This window comes from Streptomyces shenzhenensis, from assembly GCF_003688995.1.
Lineage (GTDB): Bacteria > Actinomycetota > Actinomycetes > Streptomycetales > Streptomycetaceae > Streptomyces > Streptomyces shenzhenensis_A.
The window spans coordinates 67,398-89,887 of the sequence record NZ_PENI01000035.1 but is presented as its reverse complement, the minus strand read 5'-3'; the positions used below and the strand labels follow the sequence as shown (position 1 = coordinate 89,887).

Annotated in this window: 27 protein-coding genes; 16 read left to right on the top strand and 11 right to left on the bottom strand. The window is 71.7% G+C overall.

What is annotated here, in order from left to right:
• Positions 1-4 precede the first annotated feature (4 nt).
• A complete protein-coding gene (locus tag CTZ28_RS37520; RefSeq protein ID WP_121894224.1) occupies positions 5-952 on the bottom strand; it encodes an alpha/beta hydrolase in 948 nt (315 codons plus the stop codon).
• Positions 953-1,011: 59 nt separating this feature from the next.
• Between CTZ28_RS37520 and CTZ28_RS37515 the strand changes: the two genes are divergently transcribed.
• Together CTZ28_RS37515 and CTZ28_RS37510 are read left to right on the top strand one after the other, a co-directional pair.
• Positions 1,012-1,572, top strand: a complete 561-nt coding sequence (locus CTZ28_RS37515; protein WP_121894223.1) for a helix-turn-helix domain-containing protein — start codon at positions 1,012-1,014, stop codon at positions 1,570-1,572.
• Between the two features lie 206 nt (positions 1,573-1,778).
• Positions 1,779-2,672, top strand: coding sequence for a glycosyltransferase family 2 protein (locus tag CTZ28_RS37510; protein ID WP_121894222.1), 894 nt, complete (start codon positions 1,779-1,781; stop codon positions 2,670-2,672).
• Positions 2,673-2,744: 72 nt separating this feature from the next.
• Here CTZ28_RS37510 and CTZ28_RS37505 read toward each other — a convergent pair whose 3' ends face one another.
• Both CTZ28_RS37505 and CTZ28_RS37500 read right to left on the bottom strand, forming a co-directional pair.
• Positions 2,745-4,427: a bifunctional 3'-5' exonuclease/DNA polymerase gene (locus CTZ28_RS37505; RefSeq protein WP_121894221.1), complete on the bottom strand. Its 1,683-nt coding sequence runs from the start codon at positions 4,425-4,427 to the stop codon at positions 2,745-2,747.
• A gap of 105 nt (positions 4,428-4,532) precedes the next feature.
• The gene (locus CTZ28_RS37500) at positions 4,533-5,288 is read right to left on the bottom strand and encodes a Clp protease N-terminal domain-containing protein (protein WP_121894220.1); all 756 of its coding nucleotides are present in this window, start codon (positions 5,286-5,288) and stop codon (positions 4,533-4,535) included.
• A 191-nt stretch (positions 5,289-5,479) separates the two neighbouring features.
• Between CTZ28_RS37500 and CTZ28_RS37495 the strand changes: the two genes are divergently transcribed.
• Positions 5,480-6,598 (top strand): DUF2786 domain-containing protein, encoded by a 1,119-nt coding sequence (locus tag CTZ28_RS37495; RefSeq protein ID WP_121894242.1) that lies wholly within the window; start codon positions 5,480-5,482, stop codon positions 6,596-6,598.
• A gap of 42 nt (positions 6,599-6,640) precedes the next feature.
• Here the strand turns inward: CTZ28_RS37495 and CTZ28_RS37490 are convergent, their stop codons facing one another.
• The 4 genes from CTZ28_RS37490 to rpmB all read right to left on the bottom strand — a co-directional run bounded on the left by CTZ28_RS37490 (position 6,641) and on the right by rpmB (position 8,354).
• Entirely contained in the window at positions 6,641-7,156 is a 516-nt protein-coding gene (locus tag CTZ28_RS37490; RefSeq protein ID WP_121894219.1) for a DUF4232 domain-containing protein, read from the bottom strand.
• A gap of 89 nt (positions 7,157-7,245) precedes the next feature.
• Positions 7,246-7,737 carry a hypothetical protein gene (locus CTZ28_RS37485; protein ID WP_183154787.1) on the bottom strand — a complete coding sequence of 164 codons (492 nt, stop codon included), beginning with the start codon at positions 7,735-7,737 and terminating at the stop codon, positions 7,246-7,248.
• 56 nt (positions 7,738-7,793) lie between these two features.
• Positions 7,794-8,099 (bottom strand): 30S ribosomal protein S14, encoded by a 306-nt coding sequence (rpsN, locus tag CTZ28_RS37480; protein ID WP_121894217.1) that lies wholly within the window; start codon positions 8,097-8,099, stop codon positions 7,794-7,796.
• Positions 8,100-8,117: 18 nt separating this feature from the next.
• The gene (rpmB, locus tag CTZ28_RS37475; RefSeq protein ID WP_121894216.1) at positions 8,118-8,354 is read right to left on the bottom strand and encodes a 50S ribosomal protein L28; all 237 of its coding nucleotides are present in this window, start codon (positions 8,352-8,354) and stop codon (positions 8,118-8,120) included.
• Positions 8,355-8,416: 62 nt separating this feature from the next.
• On the opposite strand from rpmB, the gene rpmG reads away from it, so the two are divergent.
• The 8 genes from rpmG (at position 8,417) to CTZ28_RS37435 (ending at position 12,040) form a co-directional block, all read left to right on the top strand.
• On the top strand, positions 8,417-8,581 hold the full coding sequence (gene rpmG, locus CTZ28_RS37470; RefSeq protein ID WP_121894215.1) for a 50S ribosomal protein L33: 165 nt from the start codon (positions 8,417-8,419) through the stop codon (positions 8,579-8,581).
• A gap of 9 nt (positions 8,582-8,590) precedes the next feature.
• Positions 8,591-8,845, top strand: a complete 255-nt coding sequence (locus CTZ28_RS37465; RefSeq protein WP_121894214.1) for a type B 50S ribosomal protein L31 — start codon at positions 8,591-8,593, stop codon at positions 8,843-8,845.
• Positions 8,842-10,080, top strand: a complete 1,239-nt coding sequence (locus CTZ28_RS37460; RefSeq protein WP_121894213.1) for a CobW family GTP-binding protein — start codon at positions 8,842-8,844, stop codon at positions 10,078-10,080. Before CTZ28_RS37465 ends, CTZ28_RS37460 begins: the two co-directional genes overlap by 4 nt.
• Positions 10,081-10,085: 5 nt before the next feature.
• Positions 10,086-10,319: a 30S ribosomal protein S18 gene (gene rpsR, locus CTZ28_RS37455; protein WP_121894212.1), complete on the top strand. Its 234-nt coding sequence runs from the start codon at positions 10,086-10,088 to the stop codon at positions 10,317-10,319.
• A gap of 92 nt (positions 10,320-10,411) precedes the next feature.
• Positions 10,412-10,801 (top strand): VOC family protein, encoded by a 390-nt coding sequence (locus CTZ28_RS37450; RefSeq protein WP_121894211.1) that lies wholly within the window; start codon positions 10,412-10,414, stop codon positions 10,799-10,801.
• Positions 10,798-11,151, top strand: a complete 354-nt coding sequence (locus tag CTZ28_RS37445; protein WP_121894210.1) for an ArsR/SmtB family transcription factor — start codon at positions 10,798-10,800, stop codon at positions 11,149-11,151. Before CTZ28_RS37450 ends, CTZ28_RS37445 begins: the two co-directional genes overlap by 4 nt.
• On the top strand, positions 11,148-11,624 hold the full coding sequence (locus CTZ28_RS37440; protein WP_121894209.1) for an SRPBCC family protein: 477 nt from the start codon (positions 11,148-11,150) through the stop codon (positions 11,622-11,624). The genes CTZ28_RS37445 and CTZ28_RS37440 overlap by 4 nt, the downstream gene beginning before the upstream one ends.
• Positions 11,625-11,821: 197 nt before the next feature.
• Complete coding sequence (locus tag CTZ28_RS37435) at positions 11,822-12,040, top strand: DUF397 domain-containing protein (RefSeq protein ID WP_121894241.1); 219 nt, start codon at positions 11,822-11,824, stop codon at positions 12,038-12,040.
• An 88-nt stretch (positions 12,041-12,128) separates the two neighbouring features.
• Here the strand turns inward: CTZ28_RS37435 and CTZ28_RS37430 are convergent, their stop codons facing one another.
• Positions 12,129-12,620 carry an ATP-binding protein gene (locus CTZ28_RS37430; RefSeq protein WP_259471995.1) on the bottom strand — a complete coding sequence of 164 codons (492 nt, stop codon included), beginning with the start codon at positions 12,618-12,620 and terminating at the stop codon, positions 12,129-12,131.
• 333 nt (positions 12,621-12,953) lie between these two features.
• On the opposite strand from CTZ28_RS37430, the gene CTZ28_RS37425 reads away from it, so the two are divergent.
• The 3 genes from CTZ28_RS37425 to CTZ28_RS37415 all read left to right on the top strand — a co-directional run bounded on the left by CTZ28_RS37425 (position 12,954) and on the right by CTZ28_RS37415 (position 16,163).
• Positions 12,954-13,778: a helix-turn-helix domain-containing protein gene (locus CTZ28_RS37425; protein WP_121894207.1), complete on the top strand. Its 825-nt coding sequence runs from the start codon at positions 12,954-12,956 to the stop codon at positions 13,776-13,778.
• Between the two features lie 172 nt (positions 13,779-13,950).
• Positions 13,951-15,411: an aldehyde dehydrogenase family protein gene (locus tag CTZ28_RS37420; protein ID WP_121894206.1), complete on the top strand. Its 1,461-nt coding sequence runs from the start codon at positions 13,951-13,953 to the stop codon at positions 15,409-15,411.
• 110 nt (positions 15,412-15,521) lie between these two features.
• Positions 15,522-16,163 carry a PadR family transcriptional regulator gene (locus CTZ28_RS37415; protein WP_121894205.1) on the top strand — a complete coding sequence of 214 codons (642 nt, stop codon included), beginning with the start codon at positions 15,522-15,524 and terminating at the stop codon, positions 16,161-16,163.
• Positions 16,164-16,274: 111 nt separating this feature from the next.
• Here CTZ28_RS37415 and CTZ28_RS37410 read toward each other — a convergent pair whose 3' ends face one another.
• A complete protein-coding gene (locus tag CTZ28_RS37410) occupies positions 16,275-17,687 on the bottom strand; it encodes a glutamate decarboxylase (protein ID WP_121894204.1) in 1,413 nt (470 codons plus the stop codon).
• A 352-nt stretch (positions 17,688-18,039) separates the two neighbouring features.
• On the opposite strand from CTZ28_RS37410, the gene CTZ28_RS37405 reads away from it, so the two are divergent.
• Both CTZ28_RS37405 and CTZ28_RS37400 read left to right on the top strand, forming a co-directional pair.
• A complete protein-coding gene (locus CTZ28_RS37405) occupies positions 18,040-18,801 on the top strand; it encodes a MerR family transcriptional regulator (protein WP_121894203.1) in 762 nt (253 codons plus the stop codon).
• A gap of 176 nt (positions 18,802-18,977) precedes the next feature.
• Complete coding sequence (locus tag CTZ28_RS37400; protein ID WP_121894202.1) at positions 18,978-20,000, top strand: DedA family protein; 1,023 nt, start codon at positions 18,978-18,980, stop codon at positions 19,998-20,000.
• Positions 20,001-20,178: 178 nt separating this feature from the next.
• Here the strand turns inward: CTZ28_RS37400 and CTZ28_RS37395 are convergent, their stop codons facing one another.
• Together CTZ28_RS37395 and CTZ28_RS37390 are read right to left on the bottom strand one after the other, a co-directional pair.
• Positions 20,179-21,840, bottom strand: coding sequence for a threonine/serine exporter family protein (locus CTZ28_RS37395; protein WP_121894201.1), 1,662 nt, complete (start codon positions 21,838-21,840; stop codon positions 20,179-20,181).
• Between the two features lie 105 nt (positions 21,841-21,945).
• Complete coding sequence (locus tag CTZ28_RS37390; RefSeq protein WP_121894200.1) at positions 21,946-22,437, bottom strand: inorganic diphosphatase; 492 nt, start codon at positions 22,435-22,437, stop codon at positions 21,946-21,948.
• Between the last annotated feature and the right edge of the window lie 53 nt (positions 22,438-22,490).

Here is a 22,490-nt window from a genome sequence, read left to right as displayed (position 1 = left end):
CCGATCAGGGAGCGGCCGTCCGGCCCTCGGCGGGCAACGGCCGCGGGGGCGCTGCCAGTCGGCGGGTCAGCCAGGCGGTGACGAGGGTGAGGAGGCCGGGGTCCACCGGGTTGCGCAGGAGACGCCGGTAGGAACGCAGGGTGTGGTGTCCGGGGTCGCGGCGCAGGACGTGGGTGAGGTCGGGGACGCGGTGGATCTCGGCCCGGCCCGGCACCGACCGCTCGATCTCGTCCAGGTCGGCGGGGTCGACCTGGATGTCCTTGGCGCCGGTGACGGCCAGTACGGGGGCCTGGACGGCCGTGAGGTCGTCCCGGGTGTCGTGGACGAGCATCTCGCGCATCCAGCGGGCGTTGACCGGGAGTCCAGCGATGCGTGCCACGTCCGTACGGGTCTCCTTGATCCGGGCGAGGACCCGGTCGCCCAGCGCTCCCAGCGGGCGGCGCAGGAGGCGGACGGGGGCGGGCAGGCCCCGGGCGATCGAGCGGGCCTGCCAGCGCAGCGCGTCCTCGCCGGGGCGGGCGTAGCCGGCCAACAGGACCACCGCCCGCACCTCCTGACGGGCGGCGAGGGCCATGGCGTGCAGCGCGCCCTCGCTGTGGCCGATCACGCCGACGGCGTCGGGCCGGACCTCGGGACGGGCGGCCAGGGCGTGCAGGGCGGTGGCGGCGTCCTGGCCGTTGTCGCTGAAGCCGGCGGTACGCCAGGAGCCGGGGGTCGCCCCGGTTCCGCGCCGGTCGTAGCGCAGTGTGGCGATGCCTGCCTCCGCGAGGGCCGCGGCGAGCGGCCCGCCGAGGTTCATGGGGAGCCGGCGGGTGTTGCCGTCGCGGTCCAGGGGGCCCGAGCCGTGCAGGAGCAGGACCGCGGGGTGCGGGCCGGGGCCGGCGGGCAGGGTCAGGGTGCCGGCCAAGGGGGTCCCGTCGTCCGTCGTGACGGTCATGTCGATGTCGGGCAAGGCTCCGCCTCTCATTGCTCTCAATTACGAGAACGTTATCAGTTGTGAGACCATGAGCCATGGCAACCGCGAATTTCCTTCTCCATCCGGTCCGGCTGCGCATCCTGCAGACCCTGCTCGGCGCCGAGCTGACCACCGCTCAGCTGCGCGAGCGGCTGCCCGACGTCTCCCCGGCCACCATGTACCGGCACGTCGCTGCCCTCACGCAGGCCGGCATCCTGGAGGTGGTCCGGGAAAGGCCCGTGCGCGGGACCGTCGAACGCAGTTATCGGGTCCGGCAGGGCAAGGCCCTGGTCGACGCCGACGCCCGCACCACCATGACCAAGGACGACCACCGGCAGGCCTTCACCGTCTTCACCGGAGCCCTGATGGCCGACTTCGACCGCTATCTCTCCCACGACGACGCGGAACCCGCCCGCGACGGCGTCCTCTACCGGCAGGGCGCGGTCTGGGCGACCGAGGAGGAATACGCCGCGCTCGTCGAGGAGTTCACCGCCGCCGTCGCCCGCCGCACCCACACCACTCCCGGCGACGGCCGCACCCGCCACGTCCTCAGCCTGGTCCTCGTACCCGACAAGCCGCGGGGGGTTGGCGGGTCCGACCAGCCTGACAGCGACTGACGCGACCGGTGAGGCCGACTGCTGCCCGCTCCTTGTCCGGGAAATGGGGCGGGCCGGTGGAGAAATCGTGGTCAAAGGGGGAGCAACGGGACGGGAAGGTGAAGCGGAGTCCAGGGCATTGACGGATCTGAGGCAACATCTTGGTGAACGGTGGGCGCCGCGCGGTCGGGTGCGGCTGCCGCTGTCGGCCGGATGGGATGAGGGACGTGGTGCAGCCGAGGATCGCCGTCGCCGTGGTGACCATGGGGAACCGGCCCGCCGAGGTCGACGCCCTGCTGCAGTCCGTGGCCAAGCAGGACCTCGCCCCCGCCCGGATCGTGATCGTCGGAAACGGCTGCCGGCTGCCCGAGTTCGCCGAGCGGCTGTCGCTGCCAGGCGAGGTCACCACCGTCGACGTCGAGGAGAACCTCGGCTGCCCGGGCGGCCGCAACGTCGCCCTCGCCCGGCTGCGGGAGTACGGCGACATCGACGTGGTCGTCGACCTGGACGACGACGGGCTGCTCGTCGACGCCGACGTGCTGCGCCGGGTACGCGATCTGTACGCCGCCGACCCCCGCCTTGGCATCGTCGGCTTCCGCATCGCCGACGAGACGGGACACACCCAGCAGCGGCATGTACCCCGGGTCGGCAACTCCGATCCGATGCGCGGCGGTTATGTGACCGGCTTCCTCGGCGGCGGGCATGCGCTGAGCATGGCCATGCTGGCCGAGACCGGGGACTGGCCCGCCGAGTTCTTCTTCGCGCACGAGGAGACGGACCTGGCGTGGCGGGCCGCCGACGCCGACTGGAAGATCCTCTACGCGCCCGAACTGCTGCTGCGGCACCCCAGAACCTCGCCGGCCCGGCACGCCATCTACTACCGGGTGACCGCCCGTAACCGGGTCTGGCTGGTCCGGCGCCGGCTTCCCCTCCTCCTGATCCCGGTCCACCTCGGGGTGTGGACGCTCCTCACGCTCGTCCGCACCCGGTCGGCGGGCGGCCTGCGGGCCTGGTTCGGCGGATTCATGGAAGGGCTGCGGCAGCCGGCCGGCGAGCGCCGTCCCATGCGGTGGCGGACGGCGTGGCGGCTGACCCGGCTGGGCCGCCCGCCCGTCATCTGACCCGGCCTCACCGCACGACGCGGTCGGCAGGCTCCGGTCGAGCCGCGGCGGCCAACCGGCGGGGACCTTCGGTCACTTGGCGTCCGCATAGCACTCCACCACGGCCGTCGTGAACGGGAACCGTACCGGTGTGTCGCCGAACGTCAGCCGCCCCGCCAGGTCCGCCGCCTGTGCGATCGCCGCGACGACGGCGTCGGCCTCCTCCTGCGGGCAGTGCACGATCACCTCGTCGTGCTGGAAGAACACCAGCTCGGCCGCCATGTCCGCGCAGGTCCTGCGGAGCGCCGCGAGCAGCAGCAGAGCCCAGTCGGCGGCGCTGCCCTGGACGACGAAGTTACGGGCGAAGCGGCCTCGGGCGCGGGCGTCGGTGGACGCGTACCCCGGCCCCCAGCCCTCGGCAGGCGGCTCACCCGGCTCCTCCTGGGGCAGGCCCGCCTCCTCGGCGGCACCCGCCCCGGCCGCCGGCGGACAGGTCCGCCCCAGCCAGGTCCGCACCAGCCGGCCCTCCTCGCCGGCCCGGGCCGCCTCGTCGACGTACGCCACCGCCTGCGGGAAGCGGCGTCTGAGCGCGGCGAGGTTCTTCAGGCCGTCGCCGGAGGTCTGGCCGTAGATCGCGCCGAGCACGGCGAGCTTGGCCTGGGCGCGGTCGCCGGAGAAGGCGCGGTCGGAGACCGACTGATAGAGGTCGGTCGCGCGCCCGGCCACCTCCATCAGACCGGGGTCGCGGGAGATCGCCGCGAGCACGCGCGGTTCCATCTGGTCGGCGTCGGCCACGACGAGCCGCCAGCCGGGATCGGCGACCACGGCCCGCCGGATCACCTTGGGGATCTGCAGCGCGCCCCCGCCGTTGGTCACCCAGCGCCCGGTGACCGTCCCGCCCGCGAGGAACTCGGGCCGGAACCGTCCCTCCCGCACCCAGTCCTGCAGCCAGGTCCAGCCGTGCGCCACCCAGACGCGGTACAGCCTCTTGTACTCCAGCAGCGGTCCGACCGCCGGGTGGTCGACGGACTCGATCTCCCAGCGGCGGGTGGACCTCACCTTGATCCCGGCCTGCGCGAAGGCCTTGATCACGTCCGCCGGCAGATCGGGCCGCACCCGCCGGCCGAACGCGGCCGACACCTCGTCCGCCAGCTCGGCCAGCCGGCGCGGCTCGCCCCCGCCCGCGTACCGCTCGCCGAGCAGGCCGTCCAGCACCTCGCGATGCACGTCCGCGCGCCAGGGCAGGCCCGCGCGGTTCATCTCGGCGGCCACCAGCATCCCCGCCGACTCGGCCGCCGTCAGCAGCCGCATCCGGTCGGGACGGGCCGCTGCGGCGTGCCGCCGCTGCTGCTCGGCGTAGACCGCGATCAGGTCGTCGAGCGGCAGGCGGGCGCCCTGCGGCTCGAACAGCGGTGACTGCGCGCCGGGTTCGGCCGGGCGCAGCGGCGGATCGGGTGGTACGGGGCCGCCGCGCAGCCGGGCCAGGGCGGCGGCGGCCGAATGCGGCTCGCCGTACCGCCCCTCGTGGCCCAGCAGGAGTGTTTCGGCGTCCTCGATGTCGTAGCACCTGTCCACTCGCACCCCCGTGGCGAGCAGACGGGGGTAGACCTCGGGGGTCGACCGCCACACCCAGCGCGTCACCTCCGGCCGGTCCCGCACCGCCCCGGCGAGATCGGGCTCCCGCCGCACCGGACCGGCGGGCAGCCCGTCCGGACCGAGGGGGGCGACGTCCACGCCACCGTCCTCGGCCGGAGCGAGCGCCCACCGGTCCGTCATGTCCGTGAGTGTGGCACCCGGGTCTGACAGTCCGCCCTGACCTGCGGTTTCAGGCTCTCAGTCGCAGTCGCGCTGTCTGAGATCTTCCGCCTGGGCCCCGCTGCCTCAGCCCTCCGTCTCGTGCTGCTCGTGCTGCTCCTGCTGCCCGCGGACGACTTGCTCCAGCATCTCGGCGATGTACCGCTCGGTCGTCGGCTTGGCGATGCCGAGGCGGCTGAGCACGCCCTCGCCGTTCTCGTGCTCCAGCAGGGCCAGCAGGATGTGCTCGGTGCCGATGTAGTTGTGGCCGAGGCGCAGGGCCTCGCGGAAGGTGAGTTCCAGGACCTTCTTGGCGTCCGAGCCGTAGGGGACCAGCTCCGGCGCGTCGTCGGCGGCGGGCGGGAGCGCCGCGGTGGCCGCCTCGCCGACCGCCGCCAGCGACACGCCCTGCGCGAGGACCGCCTTCGCGGCGAAGCCCTCCGGCTCGGAGAGCAGCCCGAGGACGAGGTGCTCGGGCAGTCCTTCCCTGGTGCCGGACTCCTTGGCCCGGGCGTGGGCGGCCATGACCACGTTCCGGGCGCGCGGGGTATAGCGGCTGAAGCCCTGGTTGGGATCGAGGTCGATCGACTCCTTCGGCACGAAGCGCTTCTGGGCCGCCTGCCGGGTGACCCCCATGTTCTTGCCGATCTCGGTCCAGGACGCGCCCGAGCGCCGCGCCTGGTCCACGAAGTGGCCGATCAGGTGGTCGGCCACGTCGCCCAGGTGGTCGGCGGCGAGCACCGCGTCCTGGAGCTGGTCGAGGGGTTCGGCGTGGACCTTCTTGATGGCGTCGATGAGGTCGTCCAGGCGGATGGCCTGGCCGGCCGCGCGATGGGTCGTCATGTGTCAACCGTAAGTTGACACCCTGGGAGTGTCAACCCGCAGTTGACATCCCGGTTGGTCCATGGAACATCGCAGACCAGGACGGCATTCCGGGCCGCGACCGGCGCCCGAACCGGAGGCCGGGCGGGAGAGTTGTCCACAGGGTGTGGACGGCGCGGACCGCCGTCGGCGGCGCGTGGCACGATCGACGGGTGAGCAGCAGTACGACCAGCACCGTGGAGCGAGCCTTCCAGGCCGCCCTCTACGACGGCACCGATTCCGGCCTCGACACGGGCGCGTCCCTCCTCGCGGCGGATCCCGCGGCGGACGCCGAACTCGCACGGCGCGGCGAGGAGTTCGTGGCGGCGTCCTGGCGGCGCGGCTGGCAGCCCGCCGATGTCGTCCGGATGGTGCGGCGCGAGCTGGAGGACCTGCACGTCCGGCTGGCGGCGGAGCTGATCCGCGCGCAGGCGCCGGCCGACCGGCCCCGCGGCCCGCGCTGGGCGGCGCAGCTCGCCGGGCTCCCGGCCGCTCCCGCGCGCGGGACGGACCGCTTCTCGCACGCGACCGCCGTCCTGGAGCTGTACCGGCTGCTGCTGCGGCTGCCCGCCCTGGAAGCGCCGGCGGATCCCCCGCGACCCCGGCCGGACCAGGGGCGGCCGGGCGCCCGCATGCTCGGCCGTATCCGCGCGCTGCTCGCCAAGGCGGAGGCGACCGGGTATCCGGAGGAGGCGGAGGCGCTGAGCGCCAAGGCGCAGGAACTGATGGCCCGGCACAGCATCGACGAGGCGCTGCTCGCGGCGGAGGCGCCCGCCGCGGATACGCCCGGTGCCTGGCGGATCGGGGTCGAGCCGCCGTACGAGCAGGCCAAGGCGGTGCTGCTGGACGCGGTCGCCACCGCGAACCACTGCCGCGCGGTGTGGCACGAGCCGTTCGGCTTCTCCACGGTCGTCGGTTTCGCGGCGGACCTGGAGGTGGTCGAGCTGCTCCATACCTCCCTCCTGGTGCAGGCCACGCACGCGATGACCCGGGCGGAGGCGGCGCAGCGCGCGGGCGGACGCAAGCGGACCAAGACCTTCCGGCAGTCGTTCCTCGCGGCCTACGCGCACCGCGTCGGCGACCGCCTCACGGCCGTGGCCGAGACCCAGGCCGGCCCCGAGCTGCTGCCGGTCCTGGCCACCCGGGAGGTCGCGGTGAGCGAGCAGACGGAGCGCATGTTCCCGCGGACGACCTCGACCCGGCTGCGCGGGGCCGGCGACGCGGCGGGCTGGACGGAGGGCGCCCGCGCGGCGGACCGGGCCCAGGTGGCACCCCGTCCCCGGCTGGAGTGAGCGCCGCCCCGGGCCCCGGCCCGGCCGGCGTGGGCCCCGGGGTCAGTCGCCGGACTGCTGGAAGGCGCTCACGGAGGCGTCCGGGTGCTCCGGGCCGCCCTTGCCCGCGACGGGCCCGTACGTCCACGGGAAGCTCTCGACGTCCTTGGCACCCGGCAGGCCGACCTCCACCGTCTTCGCCGCCAGACCCGTCGCGTCGCCCGCCGTGCCCCGTACATAGCTGATCGTGAAGGACGCGGAGTCGCCCTTGGCGAGCTTCAGTTTCTGCGCCGTCGCGCCCTTCAGCACGGGGACGGAGACCTTGGTGCCGCCGGCGTCCAGTGCGACGCCGGCGAAGTCGTCCAGGGTGCACGGCGCGCTCTGGTTGGTGATGCTGACGGGCACCTCACCGGTGTCACCGGCGGCCGGGGCCACGCTCGCCGTCCCGATCTGGACGGAGACCCCGCCGATGGCGCAGGCAGTGTCGCCGCCCTTGCCGTTCGTGTCGCCGCCGCCGTCGCAGGCGGTCAGGGCGAGGGCGGCGGCGAGGACGGTGACGGTGAGCGGAGTGGCGCGCATGTGTGGGGTCCCTGTCGAGGTCGTGACGGTGTACGCAGCATCATCACGCGTGGCGCTGTCACCCGCTCGCGCGCCCCTCCTGATCCGGTTCAGGAGCCGAGGTTCGCCGTCGGCAGCCCCGTCGGCAGCTTGCCGCCCTCGGCCTTGGCGTAGGTCTCCTGACCGAGCTTGCCGGACCAGGTCACCTTCAGGGTGTCCCCGGTCACGGAGTCGACCATCCCGGACGTCCGGTCCTCGCTGCCGTCGGCGCAGGTCAGATGGATCATCTGCATGCCCGACTCCTGGCCGGCGGTCCCGCTGCACACGGAACCGCCGGTCGCGAAGAGCCCGGCCTGCCCGCCGGTGATCACCAGGGCCACGGCCTTGCCGCCGGACGTGGTGAGCCAGCTGCCCTGCAGGGTGCCGGACGAGGCCGTGGCGCCGCCGGTGTCCGAGGCGGACGAGGGGGCCGCGGACGCGCTCGGCCGCGGCGAGGCGTCGCCCTCGGAGTCGCCGCCCCCGCTGCACGAGGTCAGCGCGAGCGCGCCCGTCAGCCCCGCGGCCGTGGCCGCGATCCGCACCGTTCTGGTCGCCGAAGTCACTGGAAGCTCCCAAGCTGTAGCCGGCCTGTCGAACGACCGCAGCAAGCTACCAGGACTCACCAGGAGGATTTCCTCACACCGGGCAGGTATCCGCGGTGCGCCTGCTCGCGCAGGTTCACCCGGGACAGTCCGAAGGTCCGGAGGTAGCCGCGCGGACGTCCGTCCACCTGGTCGCGGTTGCGCACGCGCGTGGCGCTGGCGTCGCGCGGCTGCCCGCGCAGTTCCCGCTGTGCGGCGAGCCGCTGCTCCTCGGTGGAGGACGGCCGCCGGATGATCTCCTTCAGCTCGGCCCGGCGGGCGGCGTACCGGGCGACGGTCCGCTGCCGCTCCTCGTTCTTCGCGATCTTGCTCTTCTTCGCCATGTCGTTCTTCCGGCCTCCTCAGACCTTCACTCCGCGCGCGCGGATGCGCGCCACGGCCGCCTCGACGCCGATCGCGTCGACCGTCTTGATCGCCTTCGCGCTCAGCCGCAGCCGCACGTACCGGCCCTCGCCCGGCAGCCAGTAGCGCTTGGTCTGGATGTTGGGGTCGAAGCGGCGGGACGTGCGCCGGTGGGAGTGGGAGATGCGGTTGCCGAAGCCGGGCTGTGCGCCGGTCAGCATGCAGTGGGCGGACACGGGTGACGTACCTCTCCTCGTCGACTGGTGTTAATGGAATTCATTTTCAGTAAGATAGCAGCATGGCTCGCAACGAACTCCGCCCGGTCATCAAGCTCCGGTCCACCGCCGGGACCGGCTACACCTACGTGACCCGCAAGAACCGCCGCAACGACCCGGACCGCATGACCCTGCGCAAGTACGACCCGGTCCTCGGGCGGCACGCCGACTTCCGAGAGGAGCGCTGAACGCCCGCCATGCGCAAGGGAATCCATCCGGCCTACGGTCCCGTGGTCTTCCGGGACCGGGCCGCGAACCACGCCTTCCTGACCCGCTCGACGATGACCAGCGAGAAGACCGTCGAGTGGGAGGACGGCAACACCTACCCGGTCGTGGACGTCGAGATCTCGAACGTCAGCCACCCCTTCTACACCGGCACCGCCCGCGTCCTGGACACGGCGGGGCGCGTCGAGCGTTTCGAGCGGCGGTACGGGAAACGGGGCGGAGCGTGAGCCTCTCGGTCGTGATCGTCGCCGGGCTGCACGCCGACGCCCGCAGGACGGCCGTGGCGAGGCTCCTCGCCGACGTGCCCGGCAGCGTCGTACTCCACCACGACCTGGAGACGGCCCCGGCCGGCACCGTGGTGCGCACGGTCCGGGACGCCACCGGGCTGCTGGCCGCCGGCGAGGCGCCCCTCGTCAACGACTGCGCGTGCTGCGCGCTGCGCGAGGACCTGGTGCCCGAGCTGCGCCGGCTCGCGCAGGACGGGCGGACCCGGCTCGCGGTCGTCGAACTGTGGGACTCGGTCGAGCCCAAGGCGATGGCGGAGGTGGTCACCGCGGGCGGGCTCACCGTCACCGGTGTGGTCACCGCCGTCGACCCGGCCCTCGTGCTGCCGTACCTCGGCAACGGCGACGACCTCGCCGAGCGCGGGCTCGCGGCGGCGGCCACCGACCAGCGCACGGTCGCCGACACCTTCGCCCGCCAGCTGGAGTACGCGACCGTGCTCGCCGTGGCCGATTCCCCCGAGGCCGACGACGAGGACCGCGAACTGCTCTCCCAGCTCCACCCGACGGCCCGGCAGGTCCCGATCGCGGACAGCCGCCCGCGGGACGGCGCCGAAGGGCCGTCGGACGCGGGGCGGGCGGACGGCGCGAACGGGGTGAACGCGGCGAACGCGGCGGACGGGGCCGCGGGCGGCCGTCCGCCCGCGGCGCTCGCCCGCGCCGCCCTCGCCGGATTCGACGTGGAGGCCGCGGCGGCGGCCCAGCACCCGGCCTGCGCCCTGCTGCCCGCGGAGGCCGACGCGCACGGTGTCGCCACCTTCGTCTGGCGCCGGCACCGGCCGTTCCACCCGGAGCGGCTGTACGCGGCGCTGGAGGACGTGACCTGCGCCGCCGCCCGCAGCCGGGGGCGGTTCTGGCTCGCCGACCGGCCCGACACGCTGCTGCACTGGGACGCGGCCGGCGGGGCCCTGTGCGTGGAGAGCGCGGGTCCGTGGCTGGCCGCGCTGCCCGACGCCGCCTGGGACATGATCCCGCCGGTGCGCCGGGCTGCCGCCGCGCTTGACTGGCACCCCGAGCACGGCGACCGCTGCCAGCACCTCGTCTTCACCTCGCCCGGACTCGACCGCGACGGACTGGCGCGGCTGCTGGAGTCCTGCCTGCTGACCGACGCCGAGTACGCCGCCGGGCGCGACGCCTGGAAGCGGCTCCCGCCCGCCTTCGACACCCTCCTGGAGGTCTGACCGCCGTGTCCCGCAAGAGTGAGCGCAAGCCCGTCAGGAGCCGGCCCAATCCGCTGGAGCTGGCCGGGGTCGAGTACATCGACTACAAGGACACCGATCTGCTGCGGAAGTTCATCTCCGACCGCGGCAAGATCCGCAGCCGCCGCGTCACACGCGTCACCGCGCAGCAGCAGCGGCTGCTGGCCCGCGCGATCAAGAACGCCCGGGAGATGGCCCTGCTGCCCTACTCCAGCCGCTGAGCGCGCCCGGCCCCTGTGACACCCCCCACACAGGCAGGTAGGAGATTCCCTACGCTTGACCCGTAGGGAATCTCCTACCTATCTTCGGGTGCATGAACATCACACACGCCTCCTTCGTCACGCTCCCCGTCGCCGACCAGGACCGTGCCCTGCGCTTCTACACCGACGTGCTCGGCTTCCGGGTCACCGCCGACCTCGACACGCCCCAGGGCCGCTGGCTCCAGGTCGCCCCCGAGGGCGCGCAGACCGTCTTCACGCTCTCCGGGCCGGGCATGGGCGATTTCCGGCCCGGCTCGACCCGGGGGATCATGTTGCTGACGACCGATGTCGACGCCGACTGTGCGCGGCTCGCCGAGGCGGGCACCCCCGTGCAGGGCCCGGACGTGTTCCCGTGGGGCCGGATGGCCTCCTTCCGGGACCCGGACGGCAACGGTCTGATGCTGCTCACGGAGACTCGGCACCAGGCGGAAAGGAACGCATGACGACGACCGGGGCCCGCGAGGACGCCGAGGACCGCGTCTTCGCCGCGCTCGCCAGCGCCACCCGGCGCGAGGTGCTGCGCCTCCTGCGCGACGGCGGACCCCAGCCCGTCCAGGCCCTGGCCGAGCACTTCGCGATGCGGCGCCCCAGCCTCTCGGAGCACCTCAAGGTGCTCCGGGAGGCCGGCCTCGTCTCCGAGCGGCGCTCAGGCCGGCAGCGCATCTACCGCCTGGAGGCGGCGCCGCTCGCCGAGGTGCAGGACTGGCTCCATCCGTACGAGCGGTTCTGGCGCGACCGCCTGAAGGGGCTGGCCGAGCTGCTCGACCGTATGCCCGACGGCGACCGCCCATGAGCGCGCACTCCCCGGACGGCGACATCGGCGACCTCACCACCGTCCGCGTCGACCAGTTCCTCCCGCACCCGCCCGCCAAGGTCTGGCGTGCCCTGACCGAGCCCGAGCTGCTCGCGCAGTGGCAGATGCCCGGCTCGGAGCAGTTCCGGCTCCGGGTCGGCCACCGGTACCGGATGACCTCGGTCCCGCGCCCCAACTCCCGCTTCTCCGGCGTGGTCGACGTGCGGGTTCTCGCCTACGACGTCGAGCGGATGCTGTCCGTCCGGTGGGCGGACGCCGATCCGGCCCGTCCCGCGGACTGGACCATCACCTGGACACTGGAACAGGAAGGGCGCGGCACGCGTCTGTTCCTAGTGCACGAGGGATTCGACCCGGACGACCCGGCACAGATGATGGCGCGGAAGATCATGGACGGGGGTTGGCGCATGCATGCCATGCGCAGCCTGGGGCAGACGCTTGAAAGGCTTCGGTAAAGGGGTCGTCAAAGCTGTAACCGGAGGACCACTCCGTGTGCACGTGCATCTGCCCATGCATCTGCACATGAACAGCGTTATGATCCCGATCAGTTGACCACTGCATCAATGGCCACACCAGCCAGTGCACCAGCGGGGAGCAATCTGTGAACCTCGACGTTGACGGCGTGTACGGGGGGTATGACGTGTACAACGGCATGGCTGCCACGCAGTTGGCCGGAGTGGCCTGGCAGAAGAGCCGGTACAGCAACTCGCAGGGCTCCTGCGTGGAGTTCGCCCGGCTGCCCGGCGGCGACGTGGCCGTGCGCAACTCCCGCTTCCCCGACGGTCCCGCGCTCGTCTACACGCGCGCGGAGATCGAGGCGATGCTGCTCGGGATCAAGGACGGCGAGTTCGACCACCTGATAACGAGCTGACGCCGGCGCCCGGACGGGCGCCGGCGCTCGCCGCGTGAGGCCGGCGGAACGCGCGTAGAAAAGCGACGTCGGACGGCGCCGTGCCGCGTCAAGCGCCCGGTGGGAGCCGGAACAGCGCCCAGACGACCTTGCCGTTGAGGGTGCCCGCGAGCGGGTGCCAGCCCCAGCCGTCGCTGAAGGACTCGACCAGGAACAGTCCGCGCCCCGACTCCGCCGCGTGGTCCCCGGCGGCGCGGGCGACCGGGGTCTCGTGGCTGGGGTCGCGCACCGCGCACACCAGCCGCTCGGCCCAGCGCATCAGGTGCAGCCGCACCGACGCGGACGGGTCCATGCCGCCGTCGCCCGGCAGCGCGTGCCGCAGGGCGTTGGTGACGAGTTCCGAGACGACCAGGCATATGTCGTCGAAGCGGTCGCCCACGTCCCACTGTTCGAGGGTGCCACGGGTGAATCGCCGGGCCTCGCGGACCGCCTCGTACCGGGCGGGCAGGGAGCAGGAGGCGGCGCTGGACACGGCCGCGGGATCCAGCGGCGGAAGGCCCTGCCGTAGCGGCTTGAGCATGGTCGATCCATTCGTCCCCATGCGAGGCACTCCCGGGAATTCGCGGTCGTTGCGATGCAGCGGTGGCGCGGGACCATGGTTTCGGATGCGCACAGCAGATGCAAGGGCAGATGCACGTGCACGAGGCCGAAATGCTCCCTCCCGTACCACTTGTTGGCCATTTTTTCCGCCAACCTCTCAGGCTTGACTCACCCGCTCCTTGCTCCTTCCTGCGGTGAAACTTTGACCTCTTTCCGTTTCCGTAACCGGACGAGTACTGCTCGAAGTGTTTTAGTGGCAGACTTCGGCCCTTGAAGACGGTTGGGGAGGCTGGCGAACGTGAGCGCGGGAGAGCCCGGATCGGTGGTGCGACGCATGCTGCTCGGCTCGCAACTCAGGCGACTGCGTGAGTCTCGCGGCATCACGCGCGAGGCTGCGGGGTACTCGATCCGTGCCTCGGAGTCGAAGATCAGCCGGATGGAGCTGGGCCGGGTGAGCTTCAAGACACGGGACGTGGAAGACCTGTTGACCCTGTACGGCATCACGGACGAGGCGGAGCGCGAGTCGCTGCTGTCCCTCGCCCGGGAGGCGAACGTCGCCGGCTGGTGGCACAGCTACTCCGACGTGCTGCCGAGCTGGTTCCCCACCTATGTGGGCCTGGAGGGCGCCGCCTCCCTCATCAGGGTGTACGAGGTGCAGTTCGTGCACGGCCTGCTGCAGACCGAGGAGTACGCGCGTGCGGTCGTGCGGCGCGGCATGAAGGGCGCGAGCGTCGCCGACGTGGAGCGGCGCGTCGCGCTGCGCCTGGAGCGGCAGAAACATCTCGTCGCCGAGAACGCGCCCGACTTCCACATCGTCCTCGACGAGGCCGCCCTGCGCCGTCCCTACGGCGACCGGGAGGTGATGCGCGGCCAGCTCCAGCACCTGATCGAGATCTCCGAGCGGTCCAACGTGCGGCTGCAGATCATGCCGTTCAGCTTCGGCGGGCACTCCGGGGAGAGCGGCGCCTTCACCATCCTCAGCTTCCCCGAGTCCGATCTGTCCGATGTGGTCTATCTGGAGCAGCTGACCAGTGCGCTGTATCTGGACAAGGGCGAGGACGTCGCCCAGTACGAGCACGCGCTGAAGGAGTTGCAGCAGGACAGCCCGGGGCCGGACGAGAGCCGCGACCTCCTGCGGGGGCTGCTCCAGCTGTCCTGATCCCGCCCCTGCCCCACGGGCCTGACCTGACCCCACGGGCATTCGTATCCCCAGGTGACACCCCAACTCACGTACAACACAAGTACGATGACGCGTGATCAGCGTGATCAGACCGTGAAGTTGATCGGGTGTCTGGCTGGCTGCTCCGGCAGCAAGGGGATCGAGGGATCACATGTCGTCCTGCTTCACCGACCTGGCCCAGCAGTACATCGACGGCGAGTGGCGTCCGGGCACCGGTTCCTGGGACATCATCGACTTCAACCCGTACGACGGCGAGAAGCTGGCCTCGATCACCATAGCCACCGTCGACGAGATCGATGAGGCCTACCGGGCCGCGGCCCGCGCCCAGCGCGAGTGGGCCGAGACCAACCCCTATACCCGCCGCGTCCTGTTCGAGCGGGTCCTGCGCCTGGTCGAGGAGCGGGAACAGCAGATCACCGAGATGATCGTCGCCGAACTGGGCGGCACGCTCCTGAAGGCGCGGTTCGAGATCCACCTCGCCAAGGAGTTCCTGCGCGAGGCGGCGCAGCTGGCGCTGTGCTGCGAGGGCAGGTTCATGCCCTCGCCGATCGACGGCAAGGAGAACCGGGTCTACCGCGTCCCGGTCGGCGTGGCCGGCGTCATCAGCCCCTTCAACTTCCCCTTCCTGCTGGCGGTCAAGCCGGTCGCCGCGGCGCTCGCCCTGGGCAACGCCGTCGTCCTCAAGCCGCACCAGGACACCCCGATCTGCGGCGGCACGTTGCTCGCCCGGCTCTTCGAGGACGCGGGACTGCCGGCCGGGCTGCTGAACGTGGTGCTCACCGACATCGCCGAGATCGGCGACGCGTTCATCGAGCACCCGGTCCCCAAGGTGATCTCCTTCGCCGGCTCCGACAAGGTGGGCCGGCACATCGCCACCGTCTGCGCGGGGCAGCTCAAGCGGACGGTGCTGGAACTGGGCGGCAACAGCGCGATGGTGGTCCTCGACGACGCCGACATCGACTACGCGGTCGAGGCGGCCGTCTTCAGCCGGTACGCCGACCAGGGCCAGGTCTGCATGGCCGCCAACCGGGTCCTGGTGGACCGCTCGGTCGCCGACGAGTTCACCGAGAAGTTCGTGGCCAAGGTCAGGACGTTGAAGACGGGCGACCCGAGCGACCCGCAGACGGTCATCGGACCGGTCATCAACTCGCTCCAGGCGAACGCCATCTCGGCCGCCATCGAGCAGGCCGTGGCCGAGGGTGCCACCGTCCTGGTGCGCGGCACGACGACCGACAACCTGGTGGAGCCCTCCGTTCTGACGGACGTTCCGACCCGCTCCTCGCTGCTGCGCAAGGAGATTTTCGGCCCCGTCGCCCTGCTCGTCCCGTTCGACGGCGAGGAGGAGGCGGTCCGGATCGTCAACGACACCCCGCACGGGCTGAGCGGCGCCGTGCACACGGCCGACATCGAGCGGGGCGTGGCGTTCGCCAAGCGGGTCGACACCGGGATGTTCCACGTGAACGACGGCACGATCCACGACGAGTTGCTGGTGCCGTTCGGCGGCGAGACGGACTCCGGAATCGGCCGGCTGAACGGCGAGCCGACGCTGGACGCGTTCACCACCCTGAAGTGGATCTCGGTACAGCACGGCAGAAGCAGGTTCCCCTTCTAGCGACGCCTGGGAACGGGGGTCCCCGAGACTCGACGGTCCCCCTCGGGGCCACCGTGCTGGGGCGAGGCCTCGGGCGGGGCGGGTGATCTCCGGGCCATAATCTGGAACGCATGTCAGCGATCCGTCTTCTCGTGCTGGGGGCGGTCCGCCAGCACGGGCGGGCCCACGGGTATCAGGTGCGCAACGACCTGGAGTACTGGGGCGCGCACGAGTGGTCCCACGCCAAGCCCGGCTCGATCTACCACGCCCTGAAGCAGATGGCCAAGCAGGGCCTGCTGCGCGCGCACGAGATCGCGCCGTCCACCGCCGGGGGCCCGCCGCGCACGGAGTACGAGATCACCGAGGCGGGCACCGCGGAGTACTTCCGGCTGGTGCGCGAGGCGCTGACCTCGTACGACCAGCGGATGGACGTCAAGTCGGCCGCCATCGGCTTCATCGTCGACCTGCCGCGGGCCGAGGCGGTGGCGCTGCTGACGGAGCGGATCCGGCGGATCGAGGAGTGGCGCGCCACCGTCACCGAGCACTATGTACCCGAGGACGGCCCGGGGCAGTACGGGCACATCGGCGAGATCATGAACCTCTGGCTCCACACAGCCGACGGGGAGGCCGAGTGGACACGGGGGCTGATCGAGCGCATCGAGGCGGGCGCGTACACCTTCGCGGGGGAGGGCGCCCCGTTCGTCGGGGTGCTCACGGAGGACGAGGAGAACCCGTACGCGACGGGTGAGCCGCATCCGGAGGACGACCGCTGATCACATCGACCTCACGGTCGCCCGCTGCCGGGGTGCGCCGCCGGTCTGCTGCGGCTTCGTCGTGGCTTGTCACGCAGTTCCCCGCGCCCCTTTGGGCGCTGCCTCTGGGTGTCAGTGGTGGAAGCCCGTGGCTGCTTGTTTGTCCTGGGTCAGGGGGTGTGGCTGGCGGCGCAGTTCGGGCAGGAGACGGCCCAGGTTCTCGATGAACAGGTCCGCGAGGTCGGTCGAGAAGCCGTTGCGGCACACGATCCGCAGTACGGACAGATCCTCCCGGTGCGGCGGGAAGGTGTACGCGGGCACCAGCCAGCCGCCCTCCCGCAGCCGCCGGGAGACGTCGAAGACGTCGAACGACGTCACGTCCGGTGCGGTGGTGAACGCGAACACCGGCAACTGGTCGCCCCGGGTCAGCAGCCGGAAGTCGCCGAACGCGGCGATCCGTTCGGCGAGCGCACCCGCCACGTCCCGGGTGGACTGCTGCACGGCCCGGTAGCCCTCGCGGCCCAGCCGCAGGAATGTGTAGTACTGCGCGACCACCTGCGCGCCGGGCCGGGAGAAGTTCAGCGCGAAGGTCGGCATGTCGCCGCCCAGGTAGTTGACCCGGAAGACCAGCTCCTCGGGCAGCGCCTCCTTGTCCCGCCACAGCGCCCAGCCGACGCCGGGGTAGACCAGACCGTACTTGTGCCCCGAGGTGTTGATCGACGCCACCCGCGGGAGGCGGAAGTCCCACACCAGGTCCTCGTCGAGGAACGGCGCGACCATGCCGCCGGACGCGCCGTCCACGTGCACCGGCACGTCCAGGCCCGTGCGCTCCTGGAGGTCGTCCAGGGCCGCGCACAGGTCGGCGATCGGCTCGTACGACCCGTCGAAGGTGGAGCCGAGGATGCCGACGACCCCGATGGTGTTCTCGTCGCACAGCTCGGCCGCGGCCTGCGGATCGAGGTGGTACCGGTCGCCCTCCATCGGCACCTGGCGGGCCTCGACCTCCCAGAAGTTGCAGAACTTCTCCCAGCAGACCTGGACGTTCACGCCCATGACGAGGTTGGGGCGTACCCCGCTGGACGGATAGCGGTCCTGGTTGCGCTGCATCCACCGCCGCTTGAGCGCCATGCCGGCCAGCATGCACGCCTCGCTGGAGCCGGTCGTCGAACAGCCCACGGCGGCCGACGGGTCCGGCGCGTTCCACAGGTCGGCGAGCATCGCCACACAGCGCCGCTCCAGCTCGGCCGTGCGCGGGTACTCGTCCTTGTCTATCATGTTCTTGTCCCGGCACTCGGCCATCAGGACACCGGCCTGCGGCTCCATCCAGGTGGTCACGAAGGTGGCCAGGTTGAGCCGGGCGTTGCCGTCCAGCATCAGCTCGTCGTGCACCAGTTGGTACGCGGTCGACGGCGCGAGCGGTGCGCTCGGCAGCCGGTGGGTGGGCGGGGCCTCGGTCATGCCGCCGACCGGATTCGCCTCCCCGAAGAACGGGTTGACGGACAGCCGCCGGTGTTCGTGCTTCTGCGGACCCTTGTGCAGTGCCATGGACGTGCCTTCCTGGAGAGTCGTGGGTGGTCGGTCGGCCGGTCAGCGCATCGCCGTACCGTCCGCGCGCAACGGCGTCCGCGGTCCCGGTCGCGGTGAGCACGATGAAGACCCACGCCACGGAGTGCCGGCCGACCCCGAGCACGTCGGGCAGGTCCGCCCGGAGCACGCCCTGGACCGTCGCGGCCGTGCGCCGGAGCCGCCGGAGCGGTGGGCGCCTGCCGCGCCGTGTCCTGGGCCACGGGCTCACGATAAACGGGCGTAAGCGGGCGAACATCCCGAGGGGAAGAGGCTTGCACCTCACGTCACGTGAGGGGGCACCGTGGAGCGCGTACCGAGAGAAGGAGCGGAAGTGAGCTACTCCGTGGGACAGGTCGCCGGGTTCGCCGGAGTCACGGTGCGCACCCTGCACCACTACGACGAGATCGGCCTGCTCGTCCCGGGCGGCCGCAGCCACGCGGGCCACCGGCGCTACAGCGACGCCGACCTCGACCGGCTGCAGCGGATCCTGTTCTACCGGGAGCTCGGCTTCCCGCTCGACGAGGTCACGGTCCTGCTCGACGACCCGGACGCGGACCCGCGCGCGTACCTGCGCCGCCGGCACGCGCTGCTGACCGCCCGGATCGAGAAGCTGCAGCGGATGGCCGAGGCCGTGGAGCACGCCATGGAGGCACGCAGAATGGGCATCGACCTCACCCCGAAGGAGCGGTTCGAGGTCTTCGGGGACAAGGATCCCGAGCAGTACGCCGAGGAGGCGGAGGCGCGCTGGGGCGGCACGGAGGCGTACGCCGAGTCGCAGCGCCGCGCCGCCCGCTGCACCAAGGAGGACTGGAAGCGGCTCCAGGCCGAGGCCGACGACTGGAGCGAGCGGTACGCGGCCCTGGTGGACGCGGGCGTGCCCCCGGCCGGCGAGCCGGCCATGGACCTGGCCGAGGAGCACCGGCGGCACATCGCCCGGTCGTACTACGCGTGCCCGCACGAGATGCACCGCTGCCTCGGTGAGATGTACGTCGCCGACGAGCGCTTCAAGGCCTTCTACGACTCGATGCGGCCGGGCCTCGCCGAGCACCTCAAGGAGGCGATCCTGGCCAACGCCGCCCGGCACACCGCATAGGGGGCAAGGGCCGCGAGGCTCATGGGCCGGGGCGATGAGACGCACAGATTCATCCCATCGGACCCACAGCGCATCCCGGAGCCACCGGTGGAACCTGAGGCGGTCACCCGGCGTTGATAGCTTTGTGCGGCCGCACCAAAGCCACCGCCGCCCTCACCCCTCAGGAGCCCGGAACCGTGACGACGATTGCCCTCGGCCCGAGCTGGCTGGATCCCAATTATCTGCTGGACACGTACAGCATCTGGGGCCTGCTCCTCATCGTCTTCGCCGAGTCCGGTCTGCTCATCGGCTTCTTTCTGCCAGGTGACTCGCTGCTGTTCACGGCCGGACTGCTGATCACCTCCGGTCAGCTGGACTTCCCGCTGTGGGGGGCCATCGCCCTGATCTGCGTCGCCGCGATCCTCGGCGACCAGGCGGGCTACATGTTCGGCAAGAAGGTCGGCCCGAGCCTCTTCAGCCGCCCGGACTCCCGCCTCTTCAAGCAGGAGAACGTCACCAAGGCGCACGAGTTCTTCGAGAAGTACGGCCCGAAGTCCCTGGTCCTGGCCCGCTTCGTGCCCATCGTGCGCACGTTCACGCCGATCATCGCCGGCGTCAGCGGCATGAAGTACCGCTCGTTCCTGGTCTTCAACGTCATCGGCGGCATCCTGTGGGGCGCGGGCGTCACGCTGCTCGGCTCCTGGCTGGGCAACATCGACTTCGTGAACCAGCACATCGAGATGATCCTCATCCTGATCGTCCTGCTCTCGGTCGTGCCGATCATCATCGAGTTCCTGCGGGCCCGCTCCAAGAACAAGAACAACCCGCCCGCCGAGCCCGCCGCGCAGCAGCCCTTCCAGCAGCAGCCCCCGGCCATGGACGACGCCACGACCCAACTGCGCCGGATCGAGCCGGCCTATGAGCAGCAGGCACAGCAGCAGCCGCAGCAGCAGCCCCAGGACCCGTACGGCAACTGGAACCAGGGCCAGGACAACCGGGCCTACGGCAACCAGGGTTACGGCAATCAGGCGTACGGCGACCAGGGCTATGGCAGCCGGGGGTACGGCGACCAGGGCTATGGCAGCCGGGGGTACGGCGACCAGGGCTATGGCAACCAGGCCTACGGCGACCAGGGGTACGGCGAGCAGGGCAACGACAACGGGGGACACGGCCGGCAGCAGTACCCGTACGACTCCCCGCAGGGCAACTACCGCCCCTGACCGCCCCCGCGCCCAGGGGCCCCGGGGGCCGGATCGCCTTGCCCGCGGGGCCCGCCGCCGGGGTGCCGTCCGCGTGCTCCCGGCCGATGCCCGGGCCCGGTGCGGGACGGCCGTGGCCTCGTTCCCGCAGGGCGGGGCCCGCCCTCCCGGGCGAGTCACCGGCCGCTCGAACGGCCGTTCAAAAGCCCCTGGTCCGCTTGGCCGCCCGCCGCTTCCCGGCGGAGCCCACCCGCAGGAACAGCCGCGAGATCTCCGCCCCGAGGTTGACCCCGATCGCGATGGCCATGGCGAGGGACGCGGCCTTCGCCAGCGACACCAGCCCCTTGTCGACCTCGTTCTGCGCGATGGACAGCAGACCGAAGTAGGTGGCCGAACCCGGCAGCAGCGGGCCGATCGCCGCCGTCGTGTACGGCAGCGCGGACGCGAACCGGAAGCGTGACAGCAACTGCCCGAACAGGCCCACCAGACCCGCCGCCACCGCCGTGGAGGCGACCGGTGAGATGTCGCCGACGTAGTGCATCGCGCCGTACACCGACCAGGCGACGCCCCCGTTGAGGGTGACGGGCAGCACCGTGGAGCGCTCCTGCTGGAGCAGCACGGCGAAGGTCAGCGACAGCAGCATCGCCGCCGCGATCTGCAGCAGCGGCCGCTCCTCGATGTTCAGCGCCGCCTCCGGGTTGAGCTGGCCGCCCACCTTCACCCCGAAGTACAGGACGATCAGCACCCCGATGACGATGCCGACGAAGAAGTACATGACCTCAAGCAGCCGCGCGGACGCGGTGATGTAGAAGCCCGTCAGACCGTCCTGCACGCCCGCCACCAGCGCCCGCCCGGGCAGCAGCGCGAACAGCCCACCGGTGATCACGGCCGCCGCCCGCACGTCGACGTGCGCCAGCGTGAGCGCCACCCCGATCGCGGCCGGCGGCATCGCGGCCACCGTGAACTGGTAGAACTCCGGCAGCCCACGCCCCGCGCACAGCCAGGCGAGCCGGTCGCCGAGCATCGCGCCCAGCGCGGCGGCGAAGAACACGATCAGATCGCCGCCGACCAGGACGGAGGCGGCGCCGGCCAGCAGCCCGCTCGCCGCGGTCAGTGCCCAGCCCGGGTAGGGGTGCCGGTTGCGGCGGATCTCCGCGAGCCGCCGGTAGGCCTCCTCCAGGGACACATGCGTCTCCGGGTAGGAGAGATCGTCCACGAGTTGGAAGACGGCCGCCAGCCGCGTGTAGTCGGTGCCCCGCCTGCGCACCGTCCGCGAGGCCGTCACCGGGTCGTCCACCAGCGACGGCTGGTGCGAGATCGACAGCAGCGTGAAGGTGACATTGGGCTCGCACCGGTCGAGCCCGTAGGACCGGCACACCGCGAACATCGCGGCCTCCACGTCCTCGGCGTTCTCCCCGCCCGCCAGCAGCAGTTCGCCGATGCGCAGGGTCAGGTCGAGCACGCGCGGGACGGCCGGGCCGCCCTCCTCCGCCTTGTGCACCGGCTCCGGCGCCGGCCGCTCGGTCACCGGCATCCGCAGCATCGTGCGCATCCGGTCCTGCCAGGGCGCGTCCTTGGTCAGGCTGACCGCCGGGACACCGCCGGGCGGCGTGAACACCATCGGACCGTGCTGGGCGCTGTAGCCGCTGGGCAGGCTGAACGCCGACCCCTCCGGCTCGGCGCTCGCCGGCTGCGGCGCCTCCAGCCCCTCCGGCACGGCGAACTCGGACGTCGTCTCGGACTCGGTACCGGCCCTCGGGACCGCGAGACCCGCAGGAACGGCGAACTCGGACGTGACCTCGGGGTCGTACGTGGTCCTCGCCTCGTCCGAGCGAGGCTTGCGGTCCTCCGCCTCGGTCACTCCTCAACGCTCCCTGAACGACACCTTCCGTCAGCCTCAGTATGCGCATGGACACACGGACGGGCCGTACGCGTGCGCGTACGGCCCGTCCGTGCGGCAGCGGGCTCAGTGACCGCCCTGCTCCTTGAGGCGCTTGTAGGACCGCTCGATCTCCGCCTCGGCGTCCGTACGGCCCACCCAGTTGGCACCCTCGACCGACTTGCCGGGCTCCAGGTCCTTGTAGACCTCGAAGAAGTGCTGGATCTCCAGGCGGTCGAACTCGGACACGTGGTGGATGTCGCGCAGGTGCTCCACCCGCGGGTCGGTGGCCGGAACGCAGAGCAGCTTGTCGTCGCCGCCCGCCTCGTCCGTCATGCGGAACATGCCGATCGCCCGGCAGCGGATCAGGCAGCCCGGGAACGTCGGCTCGTCCAGGATGACCAGCGCGTCCAACGGGTCGCCGTCCTCGCCGAGGGTGTTCTCGACGAAGCCGTAGTCGGTCGGGTAGGCGGTCGAGGTGAAGAGACGACGGTCCAGGCGGATCCGACCGGTCTCGTGGTCCACCTCGTACTTGTTCCGCGAACCCTTCGGGATCTCGATCGTGACGTCGAACTCCACCGGTGGCTCCTCCATGATCAGCACATAGTTCTGGTGGTTAAGTGTCCCTCACG

Excerpts from the sequence above, each read along its gene's own strand:
- rpsN (WP_121894217.1), bottom strand. The coding sequence starts at position 8,099 with ATGGCGAAGAAGAGCAAGATCGCGAAGAACGAGGAGCGGCAGCGGACC.
- CTZ28_RS37410 (WP_121894204.1), bottom strand. The coding sequence starts at position 17,687 with ATGGCACTGCACAAGGGTCCGCAGAAGCACGAACACCGGCGGCTGTCC.
- CTZ28_RS37450 (WP_121894211.1), top strand. The coding sequence starts at position 10,412 with ATGAACATCACACACGCCTCCTTCGTCACGCTCCCCGTCGCCGACCAG.
- CTZ28_RS37430 (WP_259471995.1), bottom strand. The coding sequence starts at position 12,620 with ATGGGGACGAATGGATCGACCATGCTCAAGCCGCTACGGCAGGGCCTT.
- CTZ28_RS37500 (WP_121894220.1), bottom strand. The coding sequence starts at position 5,288 with ATGACGACCCATCGCGCGGCCGGCCAGGCCATCCGCCTGGACGACCTC.
- CTZ28_RS37505 (WP_121894221.1), bottom strand. The coding sequence starts at position 4,427 with ATGACGGACCGGTGGGCGCTCGCTCCGGCCGAGGACGGTGGCGTGGAC.
- CTZ28_RS37465 (WP_121894214.1), top strand. The coding sequence starts at position 8,591 with ATGCGCAAGGGAATCCATCCGGCCTACGGTCCCGTGGTCTTCCGGGAC.
- CTZ28_RS37420 (WP_121894206.1), top strand. The coding sequence starts at position 13,951 with ATGTCGTCCTGCTTCACCGACCTGGCCCAGCAGTACATCGACGGCGAG.
- CTZ28_RS37425 (WP_121894207.1), top strand. The coding sequence starts at position 12,954 with ATGCTGCTCGGCTCGCAACTCAGGCGACTGCGTGAGTCTCGCGGCATC.
- CTZ28_RS37515 (WP_121894223.1), top strand. The coding sequence starts at position 1,012 with ATGGCAACCGCGAATTTCCTTCTCCATCCGGTCCGGCTGCGCATCCTG.
- CTZ28_RS37415 (WP_121894205.1), top strand. The coding sequence starts at position 15,522 with ATGTCAGCGATCCGTCTTCTCGTGCTGGGGGCGGTCCGCCAGCACGGG.
- rpmG (WP_121894215.1), top strand. The coding sequence starts at position 8,417 with ATGGCTCGCAACGAACTCCGCCCGGTCATCAAGCTCCGGTCCACCGCC.
- CTZ28_RS37435 (WP_121894241.1), top strand. The coding sequence starts at position 11,822 with ATGGCTGCCACGCAGTTGGCCGGAGTGGCCTGGCAGAAGAGCCGGTAC.
- CTZ28_RS37445 (WP_121894210.1), top strand. The coding sequence starts at position 10,798 with ATGACGACGACCGGGGCCCGCGAGGACGCCGAGGACCGCGTCTTCGCC.
- CTZ28_RS37440 (WP_121894209.1), top strand. The coding sequence starts at position 11,148 with ATGAGCGCGCACTCCCCGGACGGCGACATCGGCGACCTCACCACCGTC.
- CTZ28_RS37490 (WP_121894219.1), bottom strand. The coding sequence starts at position 7,156 with ATGCGCGCCACTCCGCTCACCGTCACCGTCCTCGCCGCCGCCCTCGCC.